Raw genomic sequence first — 26,249 nt, forward strand, 5'->3', positions numbered from 1 at the left:
TTTGTCCGTGGCCTGCGTTGGCTCGGTCCTTACAGCCCGCGTTGGGGATGCTCGGACCTCGCCGCCTTGGCCACAGCCAAAATCCCTCGCCGCAGGACCCCGCGCAATTTTCGGACACGCTCTAAGCGCCAGCGCGCCAAGCGCAAAGATGCGCTTCAGACCGCGGATAATGGTTCTCTATCAGAATGCGGCTGATCCGCCGCAGGCTCGCGGCGTTTGGTGTCCACCCTTCAGGGTGCCTGTCGCCCCCAAACACGCTAAAGCGTGGACACCAAACGGGCGTCGATTGCCCAAATGAGGAATTGCCGCGCGCGATGACCGCGATGACTTGGGCCTGGATTTTTCTATTGCCATGGCGGCGGCAATCATTAGCCTACGTCCCCTTGATAAAAACACGAACGAGAGGTCCAATTGAATAGCGAACTCTGCCGAAAAGCCCTGGAAAAAGTTGTCAACCCGAACATCCTCGTCAATGTTGTCTCGAAACGCGTGAGGCAACTCACCAGCGGCGGGACGGGCAGCCGCCCGCTGATCTCCGAGACCGCCGGACTGGGCACGGCGGACATCGCCTTGATCGAGATCATCGAAGCGAAAATGGGTCACGAACTGGCCGAGGATAACCCGCTCCTGGAACCCGTCCGGAAAAAGAGGAAACGTGCGTAGAGTTCCTTGCCCGACATTTTGACCAATTCGAAGGCGCGGCGGGATTACCATATCCTGGAGACGTTCGAGGCGGGCATCGTCCTGAAAGGCACGGAGGTCAAATCCTTGCGCGCGGGGAAGGGCCAGATTCGCGACGCCTTTGCGAAGCTGGAAGGCGACGAGGTATTCCTGCACAACGCCCATATCGACGAATACACCCACGGCAACCGCGAAAATCACGACCCCAAAGCGGTCCGCAAGCTTCTCCTCCACAAAACCGAAATCCGCAAGTTATTCGGACTCGCCTCCGTGAAAGGCAACGCGCTGGTCCCGCTGGCGTTCTACTGGAAGAAGGGCAAAGTGAAAGTCTCCCTGGGCGTCGGGAAAGGAAAAGCCCAATATGACAAGCGCGACGATCTGAAAAAACGGGAAGCCGACCGTGAACTGAAGCGTGCGACCGCGATGCGATATAAAGGGACTCTTTAAATCGTTAAAAGGGTGCGCTCACGCTTTAGCCGCCGCCTCGTCCTTCTTCCACTTGCGTTTCGGCGGCTTGACGACCAGGCCTTTCTTGATGGCGCTGGCGGCGACGCGGATGTAGCGGACCTCGCCGTTGACCACGGCCTTGACGCGCTGGAGGTTCGGAAGAAACCGGCGCTTGGTGATCGCGGTCACGTGCGTGCCGATGCCGCCTTCTTTTTTCGGTTTGCCGCTCCGCCAGATAATGCTGCCCTTGCGCGGGCCTTTGCCGGTTAATTCACAGAATCTTGCCATAACAATCGTCGCTCAGAATTTAAGGAGGCAAGACCGTAGCGATCCGCGGTGTTGTTGCAAGCACTTTTTCCGCGCTTCACTCCCGCCAACCGTGGGCGTTGCGCACGGCGACCATGGCGGAGAGAATATCGTTCCACGTCTGCTGTTTCATCATGACCGCATTCGGGAACATGCAGCCGTCCCAGCAAATGTGTTTGATCGCTTTGGTGACATTCCCCTTTTCGTCCCGAAGCCAGTGGCCGGCGTCGCGCGGAATGTTCAATTTCCCGTTCGGGTCAGTTGCCAGGCAATGACGGCCCGTCTTATCGTGTGAACCCGAGCCTTTCACGGTGGCGTCGTTTTGAGCGACGTGGAAATCGATGGTCCAGGGACGCAAAGCGGAGGTCAGTTTCTTCAAAGCTTCCTGGAGTTTCCCCTCGTCTTTCCAATCGAATCCCTGCGGGAGGAGCGCGTCTGCCGGCGCGTTGTAACCCAGCGTGTAAAGGAGCGTGTGCGCCATGTCCGCCTGGAAGCCGAGCGTCTTGGGACGGCCCACCGCCTCCAGCAGCTTGACCATTTCCCGCCAACTGTGCATGCCGCCCCAGCAAATCTCGCCCTCGGCCGCGAGACGCTCGCCGAAGCCTTCGGCGATCGTGCAGGCTTCTTTGAACGTTTCCGCGATCCGTTTCGTGTTTCCGGCCGGGTCCTTGTCCCAGTCCGCCGGACCGCAAGCGGAGTCGATGCGCACCACGCCGTAGGGCCGCGCGCCGAGGTCGCGCAGTTTCTTGGCAATCCGGCAAGCTTTGCGCACTTGTTCGGCAAACTTCTTCCGTTCTTCGTCGCCGCCCATGGCCGAACCGCCTCCCGTGGGCGGCCAAACCGGGGCCACGACCGATCCGACCACGAATCCTTTCCCGCGAATCTTATCGGCAAGCCGCTTCAAATCGTCGTCGGAGATATCGATGCTGATGTGCGGGTCGAAGAGAAAGAGATCCACGCCATCGAACCTGGTGCCGTTCAACTGGGCCTTGGCGGTCAGGTCGAGCATGGTGTCGAGGTCGATGCAGGGTTCGGCGCCGGGGCTACCTTTGCCGACCAGGCCGGGCCACATCGCATTGTGGAGTTTCGGATAATTGTTGCCTTGGCTCATGTCAGAATCCTTTCGCTACAATCCATTCATCAGTCGCAGTTCTTGTGGGAATAGTTAGTAACAGGCGCGGCATCTCAATCAATGCCAAAGATTCCAAACATTCGGCTTTTCCTTGAATTCTACTTTTGCCGACGGCTAATCTCTCGCCACGCAATCCAACCGCACCCATCATGAAAACTGCTCGCACTTCGGAACCACTTCCTATGAACCAACCCACTCCTTCGCCCCTCCCAGGAGGGGACATGAGCCCTGCGACGTCGAACGGCGCTCCCCTCCTGGGAGAGGAAGGGGTGGGTTCATGGGCCGTAAGCAGGTCCGATAAGCACAAGGAGCCTTCCACGAACGGTCCCCTCCAAAGCCACCCCGACGCCAAACTGGATCGCCGGTCGTTCCTGACTACGGCGGCGGCGGCGGCGGCGGCCGTGCTTGCGCCAGCCTCGCGCGCCGCGGAACGCGATTGGACCGGGCGACGCCCCGTGCGTTACCCCGACCCGGATATCGTCGTTCTCGACAAGAAGTTCGAGAAATACAAACTGGGCAACACGCCGATCCTCCGGCTTCACACCGGCACGCTCTGGGCGGAAGGCCCGGCCTGGAGCGCCGTTGGCCGCTTTCTTCTGTGGAGCGATATTCCCAACAACCGCCAGATGCGCTGGCTCGAAGAAGACGGCCATGTCAGCGTTTTTCGTCAGCCTGCCGGGAACAGCAACGGGAACACGTTCGACTGGGAAGGCCGCCAGATCGCTTGCGAGCACGGCAACCGCCGCGTCGTGCGCTACGAGCACAACGGCAAAATCACCGTGCTCGCCGACAAATGGCAGAGCAAGCCGCTCAACGCGCCTAACGACGCCGTCGTGCATCCCGACGGCGGCATCTGGTTCACGGATCCCGGCTATGGCAGCATGATGAACTACGAAGGAAACAAAGGGGCGCTGGAGATCAAGGAAGCCGTCTATCGGATCGACGCGAAGAGCGGCAAGCTCGAACTCGTGACCGATGACATGTACAAACCCAACGGCCTCTGTTTTTCTCCCGACTACAAGAGGCTCTACGTCGTCGATACGGGCGGACCGACTCGCCAGGGCATTCGCGTTTATGACGTGGATGGCGCCAAGCTGCGCAACAGCCGCAAGTTCACATCGATGGAATTAAACGGCAAAGAAGGAGTGGCCGACGGCATCCGCGCGGACGTTGATGGCAACATCTGGGCGAGCGCAGGATGGGTCGGAGATGGGTATGACGGGGTTCACATTTTCACGCCGGATGGCCAGCGCATCGGCCAGATTCTCTTGCCGGAAATCTGTTCGAACGTTTGCTTCGGCGGCACGAAACGCAATCGCCTCTTCATGACCGGCAGCCAGTCCCTCTACGCGGTGTACGTGGAGACTCAGGGGGCGCACATCACGTAGCCGCGACTCATTCAGTCCACGTCGGGGAGCACGCGCGCCCTCGCGGGTATGCTCACCGGAAGCGGCCGTTCGCCCGGTGGATAAACGACCACGATTTTCAGCCGCCCCTCACTATCTGCGTTCATCCGCCTCTCTCTGCGGTTCAACGCGAAGTTATTTTTGCACAGACCCTAAGGTTCATCGGCTGGCCTTGCGAATCGCGGAATCGATACTGGTGCGCATTTCCTCCTGGAAAAGTAGTTGAGCCCACGAAACACACCAAACACACAAAAACCAAAGCCGCCAAGGAAGCGATCCTATTCAACCGGTGAGTGTCTCTCGGGGTTCCGCTCCTTCGCCTTTCGTGCTTTTCGTGTATTTCGTGGGATCAATTGCTGTTTTGAGGCTCATGGCATGGACGGGCACCTTCCGTTCCTGCAGCGACTTGATCAACGTGACGAGTTTCTGGCGTTTGGCCGGATTCTCCAACCCGTAATCGTTGTAGCGGAGGATCGCGTTGGGATCCGCTTCGTGAGCATATTGGAAGGCTTTGGCGATGTAGTCCGGCCCGATGATTTGCAGCCAGAGCGAATTTCGCAGGACATTCGTGCCGCCGCCATCAGCGAGCGCTTCGTTCACGACATCCCAGGCCTTGATCTTGCCCTTGTAGCGGCCAACTACTGTGTGAATGTGATCGCGCATCCGCTGGAGCAACTCCTCGCGGGAGGCGCGCGGCCCGGCATAACCGCGGCCAAAACCGTCGAAACCACCGCCCAATCTTCCACGCCCAGGCGCGTTCGTTCCGGCCGCATTCGTGTTTGTGACGGAGGCGGGCGAGACGTTGGCGACTCCCGGCGGCGGCGGATTCGTGCCGGCGAAAACCCAGTTGGGCGTCTGGCTGTGCCACACGAGCGTGTGGCCGACGACGAACATGTTGTTGCTCAGGCCAAAGTTCACGAAAGCGTCAGCCGGGTCGAAATTGTAGCCGCCGGCGCCTTCTCGCGGATGGATGAGTTGCCACTTCGTGTCATTCTCCGCGGTGACCTGGTTGAACTGTTCTTTGACGAGAGCGATGTCTTGCTCGACCTGCTCCTGGGTCCGGTTAAAGCCGCCGGCCTTGCCCGTCGCCATGCCCCGGTTGATGGCTGCGCCGACAAGGAAATGGTCTCTGAAGGCGTCCTTGAGGGCGGCTTTGTCCGCGGCGTTGGCGATTGCAGTTGCAGCCAGCAGCACCGCGGCCAGCAGGCGGATGCGTGGATTGAGATGTGAGATGCGGGTTTTCATCTCTCGCCCAGTTCATGGTTTGAAAATGAGTTGGGAGAATTGGTAGAGCGCCTTTCTCCAGTGCTGGAAATCGTGGGCGTGTTCATCCACGTGCCAGATGTGCGGGACGCTCTTTTCCTTCAGATAGGCGTGGACGCCCTGGCTGACGCGAATCAGACCGTCCTTGTTGCCGCACGAGAGATAGAGGAGTTTCAGTTGCCTGGTCGCCTTGTCTGGGTCGGGAACAAGTTCCGCCGCCGGCTTCGTGTTCGGCGCAGAAGAAAAACCGCCGACCCAGGCGAAGGTGTCAAGGTTGGCCAACCCGAAGTTGAGCGATTGTCCACCGCCCATCGAGAGTCCAGCGAGCGCGCGACTATCCCGATCTTTCTTCACGGAATACTTCGACTCGATGAACGGAAGGAGGTCGTTGAGCAAATCCTTGTCGAACTTCGCGAAGGCAGGCGCCGTGGCCATCGCGTTGGTTCCGACGCGGTCGTTCGGTTGGGCGCGGCCATTGGGCATGACGATGATCATCGGGACGGCTTTCTTGTCCGCGATGAGGTTGTCGAGAATGATTTCCGGGCGGCCGCCGCGACGCCATTCCTCCTCATCGCCGCCAATCCCGTGCAGGAGATACAGGACGGGGTACTTCGTGTCCGCAGTATATCCAGACGGCGTATAGATGACGGCCTTGCGCTTGTTGCCGACGGACTTGGAGTCGTACTCAACCCTCTCGAGCTTGCCGTGCGCGATGCTCTCGCGCGCTTTGTCGAAACTTTCTGCCGGGGCCGGGAAGGCCGGTTTGTCGTCCGGCCCAAGCGTGATGGGTCCGCCGAATCCGCCGCGACCGCCGCGCCCTCGCTGGCCGGAGGCAGCGGGGGGTTGGGTCGCGGCCGGCTCGCGTTTCGCCACGAATTCCTGAGTTCCAAAAGCACTGACTTTGCGCGTGAACTTGATCTCCTTATCGCCCACTTTGCCGGTGTATTCGATGCGCACTTCGTTGTCCTGGATCTGGCGGATTTCCACAAACGTCAGCGTGTCGCCGGCGAGTTTGGCTTCCTTGAACTCGACGTCCCGTTTCTGCCCGTCCACCTCGGCCGTGGCTTTGGCGGTCAATTTTCCGTCGGTCATTTGGAGCGTAAATGCGTATTTCTGCCGGCCAATCGGAGAGTCGAACTCTCCCTGCCACTGGCCGGATACGTCCGCGGCGCGCGCCGCGGCGGTCAACAAGCCGCAGAACGCGAGGACCAGAATGTTCATCAAGGATGGGGTAGTCTTCATGGTATCTCTGGATGGTTGAACGGAAGCGTTGGTTTCAGGAATCTTTGAAATGATTCTTGAAAAACCTGTCCGAGCCTCCCACTCTCTGACCCCATTTTCGCGGTTTGCGAAATCAGGCTGTGGTGGGACATTAACTGCGGACACGGACTCAACCGCCGGCGAACTTCAGGGATCCGTGCAATTCCGTCAACGCGTGGCTCTGATCCGACATCGTTTTTGAACTTATGGCTGAAGCTGTGAACTCGAACCTCAGGCGCAAGGGATCTTCCTGGGTGCGCAAATTGGCGTGGATCTCAAGCGCGGTCATCGCGCTGCTGGTGGCGGTTTATTTCGTCGCGACCAGTTCCGCATTTCTGAAAGCCTGGGTCTTGCCGCGAGTCAACGCGGCGATCGGCGCCCAGGTCAATGCCGAACAAATTACCCTCCGTCCCTTCTCTCAACTCGTCCTGCAAAAGCTGCGGCTCCAAACGACAGGCCCCGAACCGCTCCTGACCGCCGACGAAGCCCGCGTGCGCTACGATCTCCTGGCGATTCTCCGCGGCTACATCGACGTGCACGAGGTGTCGCTGGTCGCGCCCCAGGTCCACATCGCGATGGATGCGGAAGGCCGAAGCAATCTGGATGCGCTGTTGCCGCGGCCAGGCGCGCCGGCTGCTCAAACTGCTCCGCCCGCCAAAGCGGGCCAGTTGAACGTGAAGAACGTCACCTTGAAAAATGGCAAGGCGCGGGTGGTCGTCCGGCAGAAGGATGGAACCGCTCAGTCGCTCGACGTGGAGAATCTGAAGCTGACGCTAGACCAATTGCGCAACGGCGCTTCCGGAAAAATCAATCTGTCCGCCGATTTGAAGTACGATCAAACCGCAGTGCCCTCTCAACGCAACGGCACGGACCGGGCGCAGGCGAAGTTCCTGGGCGAGCTTGATGTGGCGTTCGACCCGCAATTGAGGCCCAGTTCCGTCAAAGGCGCCCTGCGCGCGGATTTGGTGAAAGCCGAAGGCGCCTTCAGAGATCTCATGGGCCTGGCCGCCGCGCTCCAGGTCGAGACCACGCTCAACGAAATCCGCCAGCTCTCGCTGCGCTTTGAGCGCGGGGGCAAAGCGCTCGGCGGCATCGGTGCGAGCGGCTCGTTCGATCTCGAGAAACGCGAGGCCCGCCTGAAGCTCGACGTCCAATCCATCGACCGGCAAGTGTTGAATCTCCTCGGAGCGGCGCGCGGCTGGGATTTCGGCGATTCCGCGCTGAGCGCAACCGGCACGGTGGAGTTGGCGCAGAAGGGAACCGCGATTTCCGCCGCCGGTTCGATCTTGGGAAACCGCTTCGGCATTCGCCAGGCGACGGGATTGACGCCGCCGTTGGATTTGAACCTCGATTACCAGGTCAATCTGAACCTGGAGCAAAAGGCGGCCACCGTCGAAAAGCTCGCGCTCTCCGGCAAGCAGGATCAGCGCGACCTGATTCAGGCGTCGCTGAATCGTCCCATGCGGCTGAACTGGGGCGCCGCGACCGCGAGCGTGCCGGATTCCACACTGGAACTGGCGATTCGCGATTTCAACCTTCGGGACTGGCAAACCTTGCTGGGGACGAACCTGCCCGCCGGGCGCGTCAACCTCCAGTGGACGCTCCAGACTTTGCAGGACGGCAGGAAGCTGAGCACAAAGCTCGCGGGCGACATTCAAGAACTGGCGGCGCAGATCGGCACCAACCAGATCGAACAGGCCCAGGCGCGCTTTTCGATCAGCGGCCAGGTGGCGGACCTGAGTGTGGTGGATCTGGACATGTATCGCCTGGAACTGCTGCGGGGAAACCAAGTCGTGGCCTGGAACAGCGGCTCGCTCCATCTCAATCTCGTGAAAGACGAAGTCAATCTGAAGACCGACACCGAGGCGTCGTTGCCGGAGTTGCTCAAGCAATTTCCCGTTCCGGATCTCAAGGTCTCGGCCGGTTGCATCAAAGGAACCACGGCCTTCACGCAGAGCGGCGCGAAGCGCGCGGCTTCGGGCCAGTTGCAGCTCTCGAATTTCACGGGCGGGTTCGGCGATTACGCGCTGAAGGATTTTGGGACATCAGTGGACTTCAACGGCGAGCGGACCGGGAACGAGGTTCAGATTCAACGCGCCCAACTCACGTTTGCGCAAAGCGGAGCGGTGGGCGGCACCGTGGATTTGTCAGGCCGTTGCCATCTGACGAACGCCGCCGCCCAAATCGCCTTCAAGTTCGCGGACGTGAACCAGCAGCTTCTGCGTCCCTTTCTTGAAACCGCGCTGGGCGATCTGCAACTGGTGAGCGTCGCACTGAACGGCGAAGGCACGGCCAGCTACGATCCCAAGGGCGCTTCCGCCCTGAAGGCCGATCTCGCGCTTGCGAACTGGGCCATGAAAGATGCGAACGGCCGGTTCCCGGCGACGCCCGTGAATGGCCGAGTTCAAGTCGATGCCGCGCTGCGGCAGCCGGAGATCAACATCAAACAACTGGTCGTGGACCTGAGGCAGGGCGTGTCGAGCGCCGGCCATCTGGATGTGAACGGCAAATTCAATCTTACGAACTTCACCGGCGCGGGCGCCTTCAAGATTTCAGACTTCAGTCAAACGGTCCTGGCGCCGGTCCTGGCCCCGGCCCTCGGCGACAACAAACTTGTGTCCATCGCGGTCAACGGCAGTGGGACCGCCGGCGTCGATCCGAAAGGCGAGGCGGTGGTGCAAGCGGAACTCAAGGTCTCGAACCTGGTGGTGGAGGATCCGCAGAGGAAACTGCCGCGCACGCCACTCAGCGCGGAACTGCAATTGGACGGCTCGAACTGGAAGCAGGTCTTCGACGTGCGCCAGCTCGCGCTGAAGTTGTCGCCCACGGATCGCGCGCAGAATCAGGTTCAGCTTCAAGGCCGTGTGGATTTGAGCACGAACAACGCGGCGCCGAGCCAACTGACGCTTCAAGCCGAGTCACTGGACCTGACTCCATATTACGAACTGTTCGCTGGAAACGCGCCGGCGAATCAGCCTGCGAAAACGCAGCCAGCGGTTCCGGAACCGGACGAGCCCGCGCCCGTGACTTTGCCGGTGAAACAACTGACGGCCGATCTGAAGATTGGCCGATGTTACTTGCGCGACGTTGCGCTGACCAATGTCCAGGCCACGGCCAAGATCCATGGCCAGAATGTCACGCTCCAGCCGCTGCGATTCGCGCTCAACGGCGCGCCCGTGAGCGCGAAGGCCGTGTTGGATCTGGGCGCGCCCGGCTTCAAGTATGACGTGACGTTCAAGGCGGACAAAGTGCCGCTCGATCCTCTGGCGAGCACTTTCGGTGGACGAGCCGGCAGCGCGCTGCAAGGGATCTTGCTCGCCGACGCGCAGATCAAAGGCGCGGGAGTTTCCGCCGCCAGCTTGCAGAAGAATCTGAGCGGCCAGGTCGCGCTGAGTTTGACCAACTTAAACTTCGAGATCGTCGGCCGAAAGGTGAAGTCGTTGTTGGAGCCGATCGCGCTGGTGTTGCGCGTGCCGGAGTTGACGATGACGCCTTTGGAGTGGATCAACGCCAAGGCGGACGTGGGCCAGGGCAAGATAAACGTCGGCGAGTTCTCCGTGTTCAGCCAGGCTTTTTATGCAAACGGCCAGGGGCCGGTTCAACTGGCGCCCGGGTTGACCAATTCGGCGCTGGGGATTCCTGTCGCCATCGCGCTGCGCCGGTCGCTGGCGGAGAAAGCGCGCTTGATTCCGCAAGGCACGCCCACCAACGCCGCTTACGTTCAATTGCCGACCTTTGCCAAACTGGCGGGCACGCTGGGCGAACCCAAGACTGAGATCGACAAGCTTGTGATCTCCGGTCTCTTGCTCCAATCCGCGGGCGGCCTGCCCAAAGTGAATGAGAAAACGGGCAACCTGTTGCAAGGATTGGGCGGAATTCTGAGCGGTCAGCGGCCCGGCGCGGTGAACACCAATCTCCCGGCGGGCACAAACTCAAGCCCAGCGGCCCAAACCAACAAGCCTCCCAAATTCAACCCGCTCGATTTGCTGGAGCTAATCCCCAAGAAGAAGTAGGGCGCGAGCTGGGGAGCGCACGCGCCCTCGCGTGTGCCGACTGGCGCCTCGCAGTCGGATCGTCGTTAAATACCATCGCACCGAGTGTGACGATTCAGTTCGATGGAATGGAGTCGGCGAGGGCGCCGACTCCAGCACGCGGGGCGCGTGCGCTCCCCGTCCGCTCGCTCCGCGGGTCCACCCCATCACTGACCGGTCCTCCGGGCTTCCGTGGCAGCGATGTCGCCGAGCGACGGCGCGCGCCAGAAGTGGGCCCTTTCCTCGCGGTTGATGGCAATCAGCCATTGGCCGTCCGGCGAAAACTTGACCTGCTCGAACAACGAGCCTTCACCGGCCAGGGTCGCCACTTCGTGCCGCGTGGCCACATCCCACAGTTTGATCGCTTCATTCCCGTGACTGGCGGTCGCGAGCCGTTGGCCGTCGGGCGAAAAAGCAACGGCATGGACGCCGAGCAAATGGCCGCGCAGCACATCAAGTATTTTGCGTTCGGCCGGGTCCCAAAGATTAACCGTGCCATCTCCGGAGGAGGTCGCAAGCAGGCTGCCGTCCGGCGAGAACGCCATGCCGGACACACCCCAGTTCTGGGCCATGACGGTGGCGTTCGCGTTCGTCTGCCCTGTGACGAGGTCCCGGAATTCGATCGTCCCGCTGGAAGCAGGCACAAGCAGGTGCCTTTCGTCGGGCGCCACAATCACTGTTTCTCGCCATCGAGGGAAAGCGACCGGATCACCAATACTCCATTCCGCCTTCAGTTCCCACGAGCGTGTGTCGAACAGTCGAACATTGGAGCCGTAAGCCGTGTAAACCGCCAATGTAGTGCCTTGGTCCACGAGCGCGAACATGCCGGACCGAGATCCGCGCCCTCCAGGTCCTCCCGGACCGCCCGGCCCGAACCACCTGCCTCGGCCTCCTCCCAGGTTGGTGATCATGAGCCGCGTCGCCCAATCGAGCACTTTGACGCCGCCCCCAGAGGTGTGCGCATACACGCGGGCGCCATCCGGAGAAACCAGGACGCGCGAGATATCGTCTCCGAGCGCCGGGACGGGCTCGACCTCCTGCGGTGTGGTCAGGTTCCACGCGCTTACGGTGCGGTTTGAGTTCACGGTCAGCATGCGCTGGCTGTCCGGAAAGAATTCTACGCTTCGCACCGGAGAGGTAAGCGTGTCGAAGGATTTCTTCCTGGCGCCGGTTTTTGTGCTCCAGCCGAAAATCGTTCCATCTTTGCACCCGCTCACCAGTGTCTCCCCATTCGGATCCACCGCGACACAGTTGACCTCGGAAAGATGTCCGCGCAACACCGCCACGGCCCGGCGCGCCTGCACGTCCCAAATCCGCACCGTTTGATCTGCGCCCGCCGAGATGAGCCGTTGGCCGTCGGGCGCGAAGGTCAAATCGGGAATCCAGGAGACGTGGCCGGCCAATTCCCTCGCCATGGCGCCCGTTGCGGCGGAAAAGAGCCGGATCGTCGTCGAGGTCCCGGCAAACGACGGGCTGGCCGCCAGAAGATCGCCTTGGGGTGAGAACGCCAGCGCAGCAATGTCGGTCTCGAAAGCGTCGATGCTGCACCTCTGCAGTCCGGTTTCCAAATCGTGCACGCGGATCTGTCCCCCTTCCGAGAAAGCAATCTGTGCGGCGTCGGGAGAGAACGCCCACCGCCTCCACCCCTCCAATTGCTGCCGAGGCAATCGGAGTTCGATCTGCTGTTTCGCAAAGTCCCAGACGCGAACCGCCATGTCCTGCCCGAGCAGGAAGAGCTTCGTGTCGTCCGGACTGAATGCCAGGGCCTCCACTCTTCCTTCTTGAGGAATCTCCGCACCGAACTGACGCGTGGCAATCGTCCAGATTCTCACGGCAGCTCGCCGCGGACTGCTGCCGGGGAAAACGGCCGCCAGCGAACTGCCATCGTTGGAGAACGCGAAGGCTCTCGGACCAAACCCGCCAAACCCGCGCTCTTGAATCACCGCGACTTCGGTCTGCGTCGTCAGGTCCCAGAGCTTGAGCGGCCCCCGGCCTTCGCTCGTGGCCAGGAGCCGTCCGTTCGGAGAGATGGCAACGGCATCGATGGCGTTCGTTTGCCGCGGCAACGCGAATGCGGCGTCGCTGCGCGATTGGTTCCAGAAATAGCGCCATTCCCACTGGCGAAGATCCGTTGAGAGAGATTTGAGTTGAGAGTTGAGAGTTTCGCGCGCGCCCGACACTTTACTCTCAACTCCTTTGCTCGGCCGATTGCGGTTCAAGAGATCGACGACACGCCCCAGGTTGTTGGCCGCCAGCGCCTGTTGCATCAGGTTCATGTCGGAGTTGTAGGAACGGCGCAGGGCCGCGATTTCTTCCCGCTCCGCGCGTTCGCGCTGCCTGGCTTCGTTCTTCAGCGCGGCCTCGGCGGCGTGGTAGAGCCGGCTCTGCTCGATCTTGGCCTGAGTGGCTCGGATGGCCAGCCAGCTTCCCACCACCGCGGCCGCCACCAGCACGGCGGCGACCGTCGCGGTGGCCGCGACCATCACTTTGTTGCGCCGGACGAATTTTTGAATCCGGTACGCCGTGCTGGGCGGACGAGCCAGAACGGGCTCGTTGTCCAGATAACGCTGAATGTCCATGGCCAGACCGTTGGCCGACTCGTAGCGCCGCATGCGGTCCTTCTCCAGGCACTTCATCACGATCCAATCCAGATCTCCGCGGATCGCCTGCACGAGGATCGGGATCTTGGTGTGGCGCGCTTTGGTCAGCGCGGTGGCGTCCGTCATGTTCAGTGAACTCAGGCGCGTCGAGGGCCGCACCGGCTCCTCTTCCCGAATGATCCGCCGCATTTCGTCCAGGCCGGATTGCAGGAGGCGCTCGGGCTGGAATGGGGTCTGGCCCGTGAGCAATTCATAGAGCAACACGCCGAGCGAATAAATGTCGCTGCGCGTGTCGATATCCAGCCCGCTCATCTCCGCTTGCTCCGGACTGGTGTAGGCCGGTGTGCCGATGAAGGACTGGAATTCTGTGAAGAGGGTTTTGTCCGTGAGCCGTTGCTCCGTCGCCTTCGCGATGCCGAAATCAATCACCTTCGGCACCGGTGTGCCGTCGTGGAGTGTGACCAGAGTATTCGACGGTTTGATGTCGCGGTGAATCACGCCTTTCTGGTGCGCATGCTGAATCGCCTGGCAGACCTGGATGAAAAGCCGCAAGCGTTCTTCGTTGGTGAGATTGTTCTGGTCGCAATACTCCGTGATGCGGATGCCGCGCACCAATTCCATGACGAAGAACGGACGGCCCGTCTCAGTCGCGCCGGCGTCGAGCACCTTGGCGATGTTCGGATGGTCCATCATCGCCAGCGCCTGCCGCTCCGCCTCGAACCGGGCGATGACGCTTTTGGTATCCATGCCCAGCTTGATGATCTTCAACGCGACGCGACGACGCACCGGCTCTTCCTGCTCCGCCATGTAAACCACGCCGCAGCCGCCTTCGCCGATCTTTTGCAGCAACTTGAAACGGCCGATGCGATCGCCCGGCTTCTCCGTCACGCTGCTGACCACAGCCGTGCCTCCGGGGCCGGCCGCTCCGGGCGCGGAACCTCGGGCCACGGACGCGGCGGGGGTTTCGAGAAAGCTTCCGACCGTGTCCTGCTCGCGCAGCAATTCATCGACGCGTTTGCGGACAGCGCGATCATTCCCGCACGCCGCGCTCAAGAAAGCGGCGCGTTCTTCCGGGCCGGGTTTTTCCAGCGCAGCGAGGAAGATTTCCCGCAATCGCGGGGCCGCGGACGATTTCGCTTGGTCGTTCACAGGAATTTCACTTAACCATGCGCCAATACATGAAAAAGTCCGCAAAAATCTGGAAAACAAAGCAGGCCGGAGCATCCGCTCCGGCCCGATTCACCTGCTGGTCTGATCCTCAAGCTCAACGCCCACGAATCAGGTAAGGCGAGTCCGTCCCGGCGAGCCGCTCGACGTGCCTGGAACACGTCCGACTCCGGCTCGCTGGGGACAGGCTCGCCCTACCGTCTGGCGGAAGCGAGGGTGAAACCTAGCGAGTCGGTGAACAACCTGTCGATAATTGCGAACAAGCCTTCTTTTGAACGGAATGTCTCGCCCAGATCCCGGACCTCGGACTGTTCACCGGGAGGCAACGAGGCCGTTGCGAAACGCTTGCCGCGTCTTCTGCCAGGAGCGGATGGCCACGCACCGTTCGATCAGCGCAATGTCCAGGGCCAGGTATCGTTCCCAGGAAAGTCCGCAGAGGATCAGCCGTTCTTCGGGTTCAGTGCCGTCGGGGAGCGGATCGGGACGGAGCAACTCGGCGAAAGTCTCCATGTCAGGCTGACCGGTCAGGAGTGAGGCTACCATGGGTTTCAAGCAGGCACGGGTCATGGCTTTGGCTCAGCCCGCCGTGAAAGCAGAAAAGCCATCAGGTGATTGAAATCCTCCGGCGAGATCACGTCGGCGAAATTCTCGGGCATCAAGGAGGTTTCCGATTCGCGCCGGGATTCGATGTTGTTCTTCGGCACTGAAACTTCCTTGCCCGCCGAGTCGGCAAGAATCAGCAGCTCGCCCTCCTCGCGCCACGGCAGGCCGCTGACCACTTCGCCGTCCTTGAGCTTCAGAATGTGGGAACGGAAAGCGCGGTCCACATTGCGGTTCGTGTCCAGGACATCTTCCACCAAACGCTCCAAACCGCGATTGCCGATGCCATCAAGCTGCGGGCCGATCAATCCGCCCTGTCCATCGACGCGATGGCAAGAGGCGCAGTTCAGTGCGAACACGCGCAGGCCTTCCGTGGCATTCGCGGCGGCCGGCGCGTAAGCTCGGACTCGCTGCGCAAGCAAGCGGTCTCGCGCGAGATCCGCGGGCGCGAAGCCCTGGGTGAGCTTCTCCAACCGCGACGAAGCCGTCGGGTTGGCCGCGAGCAAACGGTCCTTCAAAGCGCGATTTTGTAGCAGAACCGGAGGCGCATGGCCGGCTTCGACCGCTTGCAGCAAGGCGTCTGCGCCCGCGGCATTCGCCGCCAAGGCCAGCGCCCACTTCAATTGCACGCGGTCCGGCGCTGATTTCAGGGCCGTCACAACCGCGGCGCGCGCGGAAGGCAAGTCCGCTTCCACCAGCGCCAGGCCGATCCCTTCACGCAAAGCCAGAGATTGATTGGCATTGGTCAGCGCCGGCGGCAAAGCTCTCGCGGCCGTCTCACGATCCAACGCCGCCAGCGCCCGCGCCGCGGCCACTCGGGCGTCGGCGTCGTAATCGGAACGGAGGGCCATCGGTTCAACCTGCGCGAGCACAGGCAGCCGAAGCCGGCCCGCCAGTTCGGCGGCGGTCTGCTGGCGGCGCGCGATGTCCCCCGGCGCAACGGAGGGCGACGTAACCACGGGCGGATCGAACCGCCCGAACGCAAGCCAGGCCCAGGCGTCGGCGGCGTCGCCATCCGTCACTTCCAGATAGGCTTCCTTGCCCGCATGCGCGGCGAGATCCCAGGTGGTCTTTTGCGCCGTGTCGTTGCGCGGCGGGTAGGCTTCCGCGAGCACCGCGCCGGTGTCCGAGGCGCGAAGGCGAACGACGTTGCGTTGATGCGGCGGGCGATTGGGTTCGCCCTGGTGGCCGGCGAGGTAAAAGCTCAATTGCGCCGGCAACGCGAACGCTCGCGAGCGCAACGTCCCGGTGAGCGCCTCGCCCAACGGATGGCTGGACAACAAACGCGCCCCTTGGCCATCGGCGCAGCCGCGCTCTTGAAAAGCCCAGGGATTGCGCGGATTGGCCGCGCCTTCCAACGGCGTGTTCCACCAGGCCGTGTCGGGCGTGGCTTGCAGGGCGCCGGTACAAAGTTCGGTTCCCCAACTCCGCAACGTTTCGCTCAGCTTCGCGCCGTTTTGCGTGACGCCTTGTTCGACGCTCGCGAACAGCGCGACCTGGAAATCGGTGTCCTCGGCGAACTTCTCGCGAACGAACGGCGCGATCTGTTCCAGTTCGGCAGCTGGCGCGTAGCGCGCGGCATGTTGCAGGGCGGCTGAAAGCGAGGCGCGGTTTTGATCCAATCGACTCAGGTTCCGCAAAAGGAAGGTTCCCGCACGCGACGATTTCACGCCGACCACTACGTCGGCCAGCGCCCGCGCCTCGGCGTCATTCCACCCTTCCTCCAAAACTTTGGCGAAGGTCGCATCGGTGTTGAGCTGATCGCGGGTTGATTTCCGGACGACGTAAAGCAAATGCGTGTCCTCAGCCGGCACGCGGGCGCGGAGTTCCAGGAGGTTCTTCACAAGGGTGGTTCCGGCGAGCCGGAATTTCCTCCAGGCTTCCGCCGCGCAGCGCTGCACCAGCGCGTCGCGGTCTTCGAGACCGTCGGTGGCTATCTCGTGTGCGGCCGCGATGTGATGAATGTCTGTCTCCGGATCGCTCCCAAGGTGCGGCCGGGAATCCTGATCGAAGATGTCCGCGGCGATGCGTTGCGCGTGAACGCGCGCCAGAAGGTCTGCCGATCGTGCAGCGTCGAGGAGATCCCCCGTCTTTGAAGCTTCGAGGCGGTGCAGCAGCCAGAGGAGATGGACTTGTTGAAATGCATTCTTCGGCCGCGCGAGAGCCCGCTGCAATGGGGCCACGGCGGGCTTGCCGAATTGGTCGAAGATAGCGTTCATCGCGAGCATGCGCCGCGGGAGGCTCGAGGAGGCAAGTTCACCAATCAACCCCGGGAGTTCACTCGGCAAAGCCAGCGGGCGCAGCCGCGCTTTTCCGTCCGGGCCTCTGTAAACCACGCGCCAGATGCGGCCGCGCTCGCGGTCGCGGCCCGGATGCATCAGCGGCACTTCGTAATGCCCGATGATGCGGTTGTAAAAGTCCGCGATGTAAAACGCGCCGTCGGGACCGAGTTGATTATCCACGGGGCGGAACCACGGATCGTCCGTCTTCACGAAATCGTCGAGTTCAACCGCCTGGGGAGTGGAGCCGTGGAATTCGAGGCGGTCGCGGTTGATCCGGCTGGTCATGACGTTGCCAACAAAAATATTGCCGTGAAACTCCGCCGGCCAGAGGTCGTCCGCGTAATAGAGCATGCCATCGATCGCGGTCGAGCCGTGGCTGTGCTCCATGAGCACGGGCGCAAAACCGAGGCCGTCGTGCGGCTTGCCGAAGCTGGGATAGTAACCGCCGGCGAGCAATTGGTAGGTGGGCGCGCTGTGGCAATCGCTGGAGTAAAGATTGCCGAAGGCATCCCAGGCCAGGCCGAACGGATTCACCTGGCCCCAGGTGTGCTGTTCGATGCGCGAGCCGTCGAGGCGGATGCGATAAGTGTTGCCGGAGTTCAAATGCACTTCGTGGCCGTCGCGGCCTTTGACGTGCGAGTCGTTGTTGAAGCCGTGCGTGGCGTAGAGCCAGCCATCGAAGCCGCGGCGAAACGACGCCTGGTTGCCGTGCGTGTCCCGCGTGTGGTCGAACGGGCCGTAAAGGACTTCGCGCCGGTCCGATTTGCCGTCGCCATCCGTGTCTTCAAACAGCCAGATGTTCGGAATGCTCCAGGCGATACATTTCCAGGTGAAGCCGCGCTTGCCGCCGCTCGCCGGACTGTAAAAGGGATAAAGGCCGATCGGAATGTTCAGACCCTCCGCGAAGATCGTGACCTTGCGGGCGCGGCCAGTCGCATCGAAGTCCGAGAAGATGCGGATTGAATCGCGAGCCGGTTTGCCGAGCGGCGCGGCAAAAGGGTATTCGCGCGATTCGGTGACCCAGAGCCGGCCCAACGTGTCGAACGCCATGTTCATCGGCTTGCGCAGGTCCGGCTCGGCAGCGACGAGTTGAATCTCGAATTCGGGCGGCACATGAAAAGTTTTCTGCTGCTGCTCCGGCGTGAGCGGGTCCGTGGGCCGGACCCCTGCGGCGAAGGGATCCGCGGCAAAAGCCGGGAATGCGCAAGCTGCGAATGAAAAGCCGATCAGCGCTGCCAACAGGTGTACTCCGAAATCTGAAATAGGCGACGGCTGGCGGCTTGCTTTGCGGTTCATGGTAGGGTTTGATTTATCCCGAACGTGTGAAGCGAGAAAGGATAAACTGTGATTGACGAATCAACGATTGAGCGTACGAGTCCTCTTGAGCGACTTCAGACCATGGAGCTTCTCTGGCGGTCGCTCTCACGATCCCCGGACCAGACTCCTTCGCCAGAGCGGCACCGCGAAGTTCTTGCTTCCCGTTTGGCAGAGATCGAAAGGGGTGAGGCTGAGTTTCTGACGATCGAAGAATTGAAGCAACATCTGCGTGAGGGCCCGCAGTGAGGCGCGTTGTTGTTCTGGCCGCAGCGGCGGAAGACCTAAAAGAGGCAGAGAATTCTCACCAAGCGGATACGCTGAGTGTCAGATGAAAGAGTCCCGAGAGTTGCTTCCAAGGTTCCTCTTCATGATGTTGCTGGGCTTCTCGCCGAACGCCGGGGCTGCCCCGGCGCAGGTTCAACTGCACTGCCTTTCCATCCGATTCCAGCCCGCCGCAAACTCCGCGGCCCCCGCCTCTTCATTCATGCTGACGACCGACTCGACCGGCGCGGACGTGAACGGTGAATTGGCACCCTTGCCGTCTGGGGGATTGCGGACTCATGGGAGCTTTTTCGTGCTCCTGCGCGAGAATCAAAGGAGCGACGGCCTTTTCTATCTCGACGTCCCGATTTCGGCGGACAGAAACACGAACGGCGTGCCGGATTTTTTTGAAGTTGATCTGCCCGCGGCGGAGACGACGACGTCTGGAAGCTTTGAAGGCGCCGATGCGAACGGCAAAGTCACCGCCGTTTGGCAGCGCGAGGCGAAATCCAGAGAGGGCACGTGTCGTGTAACGTTGGAGGAGTTGAAACTGACCTTCGCGCACAAATTCCAGATCCTGGAGTACTCCGGCGCTTTGCCCTATCGCAACATAGAAGGTGAAACGAACGTCACGGCAACAGTTACTTTGACGCAACAGGGGACGAACCTCACCTGGACCGGCAACATGGTGTTCTCCAAAGCCGGCGGCGGGCGGCTGGGCCTGCGATCCGGGTTCTGGAAGGACTCCAAAGGCGTGACGCTCGCCTATCACGCCATCGAGGACTTGCTTCGTCAGGACAACGAATACCGCGCGCCGTTCTCCCTGCAGGACGGCGACCCGGCCACGCGCTGGGAAGACTACGTCACCTGGCTGCTGCGAATTGTCGATCCGAACGACGCGAATGGGAACGGCATTCCCGATTTGAGTGATGAAGGCGGAAGGCGCGTACCGCCGAGACTCTCCTTAAGCTGGTCCGGGACTAACTTGATGCTCAGCATCAGTGGCGAAATCGGGAAGCGGCATGACGTGGAAACGTCTCTGGCTTTGGGACTGGGAAGATGGACCTTCGTCACCAACGTCACGCTCACTTCGGATCCCCAGACTGTGCCGATCCGCGCCCCTACGACACCGACCCGGACCGCCTTCTGGCGCGTCAAAGCGCCGTGAGCTATGTAGCTTGCATCTGCACGTGGCGGCTTCCCATGAACCTGACGGTAGGGCGAGCCTGTCCCCAGCGAGCCGAGGAGACGTGTTCCACGTCCGTCGAACGGCTCGCCGGGACGGACTCGCCCTACCGGTTCAAGGCTCAATGGGCGATTCGGAAATCGAGGAAGCTTCCCATGATTGAGGATTCATGAATATCAGGGACGGAGTGGAATCCGTCCCTACCCGTGCCTCAATCCCGCCGCGCAATCTGACATGCGAACGCTCTACAATATCCTGTTCACTTGCTTCTTCCTGCTCGCTTCGCCCTACTACTTTTTGAAGATGTGGCGGCGAGGAAACTGGCGGGAGGGATTCGGCCAGCGTTTCGGGCGTTACTCCAGCCACCTCAAGCAAGCCCTCACCAACCGCCACGTGCTCTGGCTCCACGCCGTCAGCGTGGGGGAGGTCAATATTTGCACGCAACTGATCCGCGCGCTCGAACCGCGGCTGCCCAATCTCAAATTGGTGGTTTCAACCACGACCTCCACCGGCATGGGCGAATTGCACAAGCGCCTGCCGCGGCACATCGACAAGATCTATTATCCCATCGACCAGCGAAACGTCGTCGAACGCGCCACGCGCGTCATCAATCCCGAAGCGGTCGTCTTGATCGAAGCCGAAATCTGGCCGAACTTTCTCTGGCGGCTTCAGGACAAATCGATCCCGGTGTTCCTGGTCAACGCCCGGATGTCCGAGAAATCGTTTCGGGGCTACAAACGCTTCGGATTCCTCTTTCGTCCGCTCTTTGCCTCGCTCACCAGCGTGGGCGTCCAGAACGATGCCGATGCGCAACGCTTGCGCGAACTGGGCTGCCGGCCCGAAGCTCTCCAGATTGTCGGCAATCTGAAATTCGACGCCGCCCGCTTGCACGAGCGTCCGCTCTTTGACGTAGCGGTGCTGCTGCGCCAACTGGGCGTGAAAGACGGCGCGCCCATCCTGGTCGGCGGCAGCACGCATGCCGGCGAAGAAGCGATCCTGGCGGACTTGTTCGTGCAGTTGCGAAAAGAGTTCCCGGAGCTTTTTCTGATTCTGGTTCCCCGTCATTTCGAACGCGGCAAGGAAGTCGGTGAAGCGCTCCAGGGCCGCGGCGTCCAATTCGTGTATCGCACGCAGCTCAGCACGACGACCGCTCATCAGCTCGGCGAAGTGGAATGCCTGCTTGTGAATACCACGGGCGAGCTGAAGTATTTTTACGAGGCGGCCTCCGTAATCTTCGTGGGCAAGAGTCTGACGGCGCAAGGCGGACAAAACCCCATCGAGCCGGGCGCGCTGGGCAAGGCGATGGTGTTCGGCCCAAACATGCAGAACTTCTCGTCCATCGCGGCGGCGTTCGTCGCCCGGCAAGCCGCCATCCAGGTTCGCGACGCCACCGAGCTGGAGCAAGCCGTGCGGGCCCTGCTGGGAAACACGGAGCGACGCGGGGAGCTGGGTCGGAATGCCCTCAAGGTGGTGAGCGAAAATCTCGGCTCGATCGAGCGCACGGTCGCGATGATTGTGAAGCACCTTCGCGAGGAGGACGTTTACGTGAAGCCGCCGCAGGAATCGCGTTAGCGGGCCTCCGTCGGGACATATTCACCACCACTTCGTCGTAAACTTAATCGTAAACTTTGTCGAAGATCGCACCTGCCGCGCCCTAGCAGCCCGCTGAAGCCCTTTTGTCCAGCCTCGCAAATAAAGGAGAGGATTTACCAAGACCAGAGTAGCCCATGCAGAAGCGAAGTTTATTCTGAGTTAGCTGGCACAAAATAAAACTAATGCTGGCAGGGGCAACGCTGCGAAGGAAGGCGGATCTTCTTTGTGGCGGCACCGACAGGAATCTCAATTCGATATCTCACGGAAGGAACTGGAAAACATGAACCCATTCAACCAATCTCAAACAGGGGTCGGGTGTCGTTGGGCCCGGCCGGCGTTGTGGATGATGTGCGCGGCTGCACTCACTCTTGAGCCCGGCGGTGGCGTGGGGGCAAGCGAAGCAGCCGGCTTCAAACCGGTGCGCGTGCCGGGAGGCATCAGTCCCCAGCCCCACATCACGTCGATGGCGCGAACCAATAACCAGGTCACGGTCACCTGGTCCGGCTTCAGCGGCCCGTACCAAGTGGAGCGTTGTTCCGGCATCGGAGGGACCTGGACGCAAGTCGGCGAACCCGGCAACGCCAAAACGATGACGCTGCCGTTGGACGACGGATTGGGTTTCCTCCGTGTCACGGGCGGGAATCCGAATTACACCGGGGCTGAAACGTGCCAGGATTGCCATTCGCAGACGCATGGTAATTGGGCGCAAACCGCGCACGCCGGCGCGTTCCAGTCACTCAAGGCCATCAGGCAAGACAAGAATCCCGCCTGCCTGGCCTGCCATACCGTAGGTTATGGCTTCGCAACCGGATTCAAGGACGAAGCGACGACGCCGTACTTTTCCGGAGTTCAGTGCGAGAACTGCCACGGCCCGGCCGCCGACCACGCGAACAAGCCGAGCGATCCGTTGTTGCGTCCGGTGAAGACTTTGTCCGCCACGATGTGCGGCGGCTGCCACACCGATGCGCACCATCCCACCTACGACGAATGGGAGAATAGCAAACATGCGGAGGTCACCCCGGCGACTGCCACGTATTTCCGATCCTCTACCGCCGAGGCCCGCATGCTTTCATGCGGCGCTTGCCATTCGGGTGCCGTGCGCCTGGCCATGCTTAAGGCGAAGGAAAGGAATCAGTCGGTCACGCTGCCGGTCAAGGAAGAGGCCGCGACCACCGGCATCACCTGTGCCGTCTGCCACGAACCGCATTTGAAGACGGCTCATGGCCGACAACTGCGCAACCCAGTACATTCGAATCAAGCCTTCTCCTATAGCACTTCCACCAACACCACGTTTGCCGCGCAGTATGACGCAAACCTCAACATTTGCGGCCAGTGCCATAACGCGCGCGGAGCCACTTGGAAGGACACTGGCCGGGCGCCTCACCACTCGCCTCAATATAACATCCTGACGGCCACGATGGGGTTCCTGGTGGGAACGAACGCGGCGCGACAATCGGCGCACGCAACTCAGATCGTGAACCAGTGCACGCATTGCCACACCCATGCGCATCCGGTGGAGAACCCGACCGAGAACAATCCGAACTACACCGGGCATGAGTTTAAGCCTCACCTGGCAAGCTGCCAACCCTGCCCCATCGACGAAGCGGACGCCGCTTTCAAAATCGAATCCACCCAGGCGGACATCAAGAAACGCATCGCCAACGTGAAAACCTTGCTCGATCAGTGGGCGACCACGGCGTCTGACCCGGCGCTGCGCACGAAGTACGGAACGCTCGCCTGGGAATACAACACGATCGGCGATGTCACTGATCCAGCGCAGGTCCTGGGCGCCAAAGGCCCGACGACGGCGGAACAAAACGTGGTTCCGGACGAGATCAAGCAAGCGCGGTTCAATCTTTACCTGGTGGCGCACGATCTGAGCTATGGCGTGCACAACACCAAATACGCGCAGGATCTGTTGAAGACCGCCTCGGATCTGGTGCGAGGAAAACTTGCCCCGGCCGCGGCCAAACCGGCTTCGTTCGGAGGCGCGGGAGCAGGCTCAGCCATGAACGACTGAGCGCGTCCTGCAGGAGTTTGTTGATGAGCGGTTCAGGTTAGACTGAGGTTCGGGAACTGGTGGCCCGGAGGAGGACGCGAGTCCTCCTCCGGGTTCCTGCCTGCGTTCTGGTTTTCTTCTCGAGTGAGGAGAAGGCGGGTTTTGGCCAACTGCCGTGTGTCGCCAAAGCCCGCGTTTTCCTTTAGAAGAAACGAGCACACGCGCTTTCGGGTCCCGCCTTCTTTGCCCGTGAAAGGTATTCGCGCCGTGGATTCCGACCGTTTCCCTGCCGCCTCACTCCGCCATCCCACGGAGAGAGAATTCTTCAAAAGGCTGCGCACAGTGAAGCCCTTGAATTGAACCGATTTCTTGACCGCGGATTTCACGGATTCCGCGGATGCGAAGCGGTCCTGTCCGTGTGACCTGCGCAATCCGTAGTTGAATCAGGTTCGCGGAGAGCCTCCAACGAGCCGGGTTGGAGACCGGCGCTCCGCACACGTCGCAATGCGCAATCGCAGCGAGAAAGCCGCTGCCGCTCACCGCGATTTGCCAGGCATCTGGCAAAAAGCGACAAGGCTTCAACAAAACATGTGGAGTAGTCCGCGGCTGTTCAGGCGTATCAATGGGCGCATCGAGCGAATCTCGAAATTGGAAACAGTATGAAAACGAACAAGACAAGCACGATGGCGGGTCGGTTCAACATCAGCGCTGGCCGCTGGTTCGTGACCTCGTTTGATTTGCCGGTGCGGACGTGTCGCCTGACTCATGAAACGGCGCGGCGATCCCACCGGATCGAAACGTTAGTCGAACGACCGAAGCTTCCAGGCCGCTCCGTTCCACTGCAAACCAAGGAGCCTGGCGGATTCGCAACGACGGTCGAGTGTTCCCGGTGATTCGTGCGTATGCAGGATCGCTCATGAAGCCTTTCCAGCCAACGAAACTGCTGCGAAGCGCGGCCTTGCCTGGCTGCGTTGCGCTCGCCGCGTTTGTGCTGATCGGCTGCAAAGGGATCCCGACGCCAGGGGAGCGGCAAGCTCGACACCAATTGCAGAGAGTGGAAAAAATGCTCCGTCCGGAGCCTGCGCGCCCGGCCTTGCCAGTGCTGAGTCCGGATTCCGGCCTGAGCGATTTCCTGCGCTTTGCGATTTTGAACCAGCCGAAGGTCGAGGCGGCTTACTTTGATTATGCCGCAGCCGTTGAGCGCATCACTGTCGAGCGCTCGCTGCCCGATCCGCGCCTGACGCTGGAGCTGGACATCCAGGACGTGGTGATGACTTTGATGCCCGGTCTCATGGCTGACATGCCGTGGGTCAAGAAACTGCGCATCCGCGCGGACGCTGTGTCTGCCGAAAGCCAGGCTAAATATTTCGCGTTTGAATTCGCCGTGCTTCAGGCGGCCTTTGATGTCAAACGGCCTTACTATCAACTTCACTTCTCAACGATCGCATCCGCATCAACCGCGAGACCCTGGCCTGGGTGGGGCGTTTGGAGGAAATTGCGCGCGCGCAAAACGCATCCGGCTCAGCCACGCTTCAGGACGTGCTGCGCGCCCAGATTGAACAGGAGCGTCTGCGGACCGAGATCGTCAACCTGGAGGACTCGCGCGATCCGCTCCTTGCGCAATTCAAGGCGGCACTCGGCCTTGGCGCCGACCAGCCGAATCCGCCCCTGCCGTCGAAATTCGAGTGCACGCCGCTGGACCTGACCTCGGAGCAACTGCTCGCCACAGCGCTGGCGCGCAACCCGCGCCTCAAGCAAATGGCAGCCGAAGTGCGCGCGGCCGAAGCCGGCATCCGGCTCGCGCATCAGAGCCGGCTGCCCGACTTCAACATCGGCGCAGAGGCGGATGTGAAAGCCGCGCCAGTCATGTGGCGCCCCACGCTTGGCGTGACGCTGCCGATCTGGCGCGACAAGATCGCGGCGGAAATCGCCACCGCCCAGAACCGCAAGAGCGCAGCGCACGCGCGCTGGTCTGCCGAACAAATCCAACTGGCGGTCGAGTTTGCCGACAAATCGTTCCTGTATCGCGAGTCCACGGGCAATCTCACGCTCCTGACGGATGTCTTGCTGCCCAAAGCGCAGCAATCGCTGGAAGTCGCCCTGGTCGGTTACAGTTCAGGCAAGACCGCTTTCATCAACTTGCTCGAAGCGGAGCGCTCCCCTCTGGAGTTTCAACAGGCGGAAGTGGACGCGCGCACGCGCCGCGAACTGGCCCTCGCCGAGCTTTCCTTGCTCATCGTCGGCCTCCATCCGCCCGGCACTCCGATGCTCGGGGTGGCGGCGCAACTTCAGGCAACAACGCCAACCCAATGAACAAACTCTTTCCCATGAACGACCGTTATCCCGCCAGGTTTTGGAGCGCGCCAGTCTTCTGGCGCCTTCGATCCGCCTGGCGTGTCCAAAAGCGGCAGCGGACCGCCGCACTCCAAGACGCTGACGCGCCGAGGCTCGCACTTTTCCGTTCATGGCCTCAATGCGTCATCGAGCATTCGTGGGTGCTTCCCATGAACCCGGTAGGGACGGATTCCACTCCGTCCCTGACTTTACTCTGCGATCGAAAAGGCAATTTCAGGGACGCGGTGGAACGCGTCCTTAGTGGTCCGTTTCGTAAATACGCTCACGTTCGTTGCGCCCAATTTGGCCTGGGGCAAGGCGCGACGAGCGAGCATCCCCCGCCAGTGGGGCTGTGACCGAGGAGCAACGCAGCCCCAGGCAAAA

The 26,249-nt window shown here is 61.3% G+C and carries 16 protein-coding genes and 1 pseudogene; 10 read left to right on the forward strand and 7 right to left on the reverse strand.

Annotation, left to right across the window (positions count from 1 at the left end; translation table 11 throughout):
- Positions 1 to 411 precede the first annotated feature (411 nt).
- Both FJ398_10920 and smpB read left to right on the forward strand, forming a co-directional pair.
- A pseudogene (locus FJ398_10920) lies at positions 412 to 597 on the forward strand (DNA-directed RNA polymerase subunit omega).
- A gap of 72 nt (positions 598 to 669) precedes the next feature.
- The gene (smpB, locus tag FJ398_10925; protein ID MBM3838459.1) at positions 670 to 1,128 is read left to right on the forward strand and encodes an SsrA-binding protein SmpB; all 459 of its coding nucleotides are present in this window, start codon (positions 670 to 672) and stop codon (positions 1,126 to 1,128) included.
- A gap of 18 nt (positions 1,129 to 1,146) precedes the next feature.
- Here the strand turns inward: smpB and rpmB are convergent, their stop codons facing one another.
- Both rpmB and FJ398_10935 read right to left on the reverse strand, forming a co-directional pair.
- Positions 1,147 to 1,416 (reverse strand): 50S ribosomal protein L28, encoded by a 270-nt coding sequence (gene rpmB / locus FJ398_10930; protein ID MBM3838460.1) that lies wholly within the window; start codon positions 1,414 to 1,416, stop codon positions 1,147 to 1,149.
- 76 nt (positions 1,417 to 1,492) lie between these two features.
- Entirely contained in the window at positions 1,493 to 2,545 is a 1,053-nt protein-coding gene (locus FJ398_10935) for a TIM barrel protein (GenBank protein ID MBM3838461.1), read from the reverse strand.
- A 242-nt stretch (positions 2,546 to 2,787) separates the two neighbouring features.
- Between FJ398_10935 and FJ398_10940 the strand changes: the two genes are divergently transcribed.
- Positions 2,788 to 3,954, forward strand: coding sequence for an SMP-30/gluconolactonase/LRE family protein (locus FJ398_10940; GenBank protein ID MBM3838462.1), 1,167 nt, complete (start codon positions 2,788 to 2,790; stop codon positions 3,952 to 3,954).
- Between the two features lie 300 nt (positions 3,955 to 4,254).
- Here the strand turns inward: FJ398_10940 and FJ398_10945 are convergent, their stop codons facing one another.
- Together FJ398_10945 and FJ398_10950 are read right to left on the reverse strand one after the other, a co-directional pair.
- Positions 4,255 to 4,866 (reverse strand): endo-1,4-beta-xylanase, encoded by a 612-nt coding sequence (locus FJ398_10945; protein ID MBM3838463.1) that lies wholly within the window; start codon positions 4,864 to 4,866, stop codon positions 4,255 to 4,257.
- A 363-nt stretch (positions 4,867 to 5,229) separates the two neighbouring features.
- Complete coding sequence (locus FJ398_10950; GenBank protein ID MBM3838464.1) at positions 5,230 to 6,327, reverse strand: esterase family protein; 1,098 nt, start codon at positions 6,325 to 6,327, stop codon at positions 5,230 to 5,232.
- 374 nt (positions 6,328 to 6,701) lie between these two features.
- Here FJ398_10950 and FJ398_10955 point away from each other — a divergent pair, with 374 nt between their 5' ends.
- Positions 6,702 to 10,508 (forward strand): AsmA family protein, encoded by a 3,807-nt coding sequence (locus tag FJ398_10955; GenBank protein MBM3838465.1) that lies wholly within the window; start codon positions 6,702 to 6,704, stop codon positions 10,506 to 10,508.
- 185 nt (positions 10,509 to 10,693) lie between these two features.
- Here FJ398_10955 and FJ398_10960 read toward each other — a convergent pair whose 3' ends face one another.
- The 3 genes from FJ398_10960 to FJ398_10970 form a co-directional block, all read right to left on the reverse strand.
- Positions 10,694 to 14,350, reverse strand: coding sequence for a hypothetical protein (locus FJ398_10960; GenBank protein ID MBM3838466.1), 3,657 nt, complete (start codon positions 14,348 to 14,350; stop codon positions 10,694 to 10,696).
- A gap of 255 nt (positions 14,351 to 14,605) precedes the next feature.
- Positions 14,606 to 14,836, reverse strand: coding sequence for a hypothetical protein (locus tag FJ398_10965; protein ID MBM3838467.1), 231 nt, complete (start codon positions 14,834 to 14,836; stop codon positions 14,606 to 14,608).
- Between the two features lie 20 nt (positions 14,837 to 14,856).
- Entirely contained in the window at positions 14,857 to 18,471 is a 3,615-nt protein-coding gene (locus tag FJ398_10970) for a c-type cytochrome (protein MBM3838468.1), read from the reverse strand.
- A gap of 102 nt (positions 18,472 to 18,573) precedes the next feature.
- On the opposite strand from FJ398_10970, the gene FJ398_10975 reads away from it, so the two are divergent.
- The 6 genes from FJ398_10975 to FJ398_11000 all read left to right on the forward strand — a co-directional run bounded on the left by FJ398_10975 (position 18,574) and on the right by FJ398_11000 (position 25,844).
- Positions 18,574 to 18,738, forward strand: coding sequence for an addiction module protein (locus tag FJ398_10975; protein ID MBM3838469.1), 165 nt, complete (start codon positions 18,574 to 18,576; stop codon positions 18,736 to 18,738).
- Positions 18,739 to 18,820: 82 nt separating this feature from the next.
- Complete coding sequence (locus FJ398_10980) at positions 18,821 to 19,921, forward strand: hypothetical protein (protein ID MBM3838470.1); 1,101 nt, start codon at positions 18,821 to 18,823, stop codon at positions 19,919 to 19,921.
- A gap of 252 nt (positions 19,922 to 20,173) precedes the next feature.
- Positions 20,174 to 21,511, forward strand: a complete 1,338-nt coding sequence (locus tag FJ398_10985) for a 3-deoxy-D-manno-octulosonic acid transferase (GenBank protein MBM3838471.1) — start codon at positions 20,174 to 20,176, stop codon at positions 21,509 to 21,511.
- 301 nt (positions 21,512 to 21,812) lie between these two features.
- Complete coding sequence (locus FJ398_10990) at positions 21,813 to 23,552, forward strand: hypothetical protein (protein ID MBM3838472.1); 1,740 nt, start codon at positions 21,813 to 21,815, stop codon at positions 23,550 to 23,552.
- A 638-nt stretch (positions 23,553 to 24,190) separates the two neighbouring features.
- A complete protein-coding gene (locus FJ398_10995) occupies positions 24,191 to 24,424 on the forward strand; it encodes a hypothetical protein (protein ID MBM3838473.1) in 234 nt (77 codons plus the stop codon).
- A gap of 583 nt (positions 24,425 to 25,007) precedes the next feature.
- The gene (locus FJ398_11000; protein ID MBM3838474.1) at positions 25,008 to 25,844 is read left to right on the forward strand and encodes a TolC family protein; all 837 of its coding nucleotides are present in this window, start codon (positions 25,008 to 25,010) and stop codon (positions 25,842 to 25,844) included.
- Positions 25,845 to 26,249: the final 405 nt, after the last annotated feature.

Source organism: Verrucomicrobiota bacterium (assembly GCA_016871535.1).
Lineage (GTDB): Bacteria > Verrucomicrobiota > Verrucomicrobiia > Limisphaerales > SIBE01 > VHCZ01.